Source organism: Neisseria sp. P0022.S010, from assembly GCF_051956635.1.
Genome location: NZ_JBQCXF010000722.1, coordinates 1 through 1,158, shown reverse-complemented (window position 1 = coordinate 1,158; position 1,158 = coordinate 1). Strand labels below are relative to the sequence as shown.

Here is a 1,158-nt window from a genome sequence, read left to right as displayed (position 1 = left end):
CCCTTATCGTAAAAACGGTAAAACCATCATCTTGTGTTTCTCCGATTATCAAGAGTATGGAAAAATCGGTAGTTGAGTGTGGGAAAATCGGTTTCAATAGTACAAGAATACGTCAAATGAATGATTTACAAGAATTATTGCTGAATAAGTATGTAGAGATTTTAAACAAACCGGAACATCAGAACTTGTTGCGTGCAATTAGCAATAAAGACAATAAATTATCCAATATCCATTTGGGCTTTGTCCCTGAGCATTATGAAAGCGCAGAACATAAAATTCTGATTGTCGGTCGAGAAACACGAAGTTGGTACGATAGCAAGAAATTTGATGAATATCATGCCGAAAATGTAAGGCAACTGATGTCGTTAAGCAAAGATTTTATTTGGCGGAATTTGACTGGGGATTTAAAAAGAAACACAAAAGGAGCAACATTTTTCAATTTCGTCCGTAACGTTGCTAAGCGAAGTGGGAATGAAGGCATCTTGTGGGCTAATATTTTTGCGGTGGACTATAAAACTAAACATCCTAAGCATTCGGATTGGTTCGAAGATATAAAAACACTTTCCTGTAAATTGTTACGTGCCCAAATTGAAATTTTAAAGCCACAGATTATTCTTTTCGTAAGCGGAGACGGCGGCGTAGCGGCGCGGAGGGAGTGCTTTCCTGATTTATCCGGCTCGGGTCAAGGCATAAACGGCTTGAATAAGGGAAAACTGGAAAAATTTTCTTTTGAAGGTAATAAGGAAATAATATGTTACCGAGCACCTCATCCCAGTACCAGAAATCGAGAAGGAAGGCGCGCTTTAAAGGTGCTCGTCGAAGAGTTGCTGCCTTCTGCCAAAGTGTAAAATGCCTTTGCAACAAAATGTCTGTTTGAAAAAAACAAACGAAAGAAACCATGAAACCACTAGACCTAAATTTCATCTGCCAAACTCTCGGCCTTTCGATGCCGTCTGAAAATCAATCCGTTTCGCGTATTGTTACGGACAGCCGTGATATTCAGGAAGGCGATGTATTTTTCGCGCTTGCCGGTGAGCGCTTTGACGCGCATGATTTTGTTGAAGATGTGTTGGCAGCGGGGGCAACAGCGGTTGTGGTTTCGCGCGAAGATTGCGCGGCTTTGAAAGGCGCGTTGAAGGTTGACGATACGCTTGTGGC

General features: G+C 41.5%; 2 protein-coding genes. Both read left to right on the top strand.

Translation table 11 applies throughout. The features are described 5' to 3' along the window. Nucleotides 1–848 (top strand): hypothetical protein (locus ACTHUT_RS20940; protein ID WP_440419726.1); only part of this gene is annotated, 848 nt, incomplete at its 5' end. A 50-nt stretch (nt 849–898) separates the two neighbouring features. Continuing rightward, nucleotides 899–1,158, top strand: a 260-nt coding sequence (locus ACTHUT_RS20935) for a Mur ligase domain-containing protein (RefSeq protein WP_440419724.1), incomplete at its 3' end; no start/stop codon positions are given.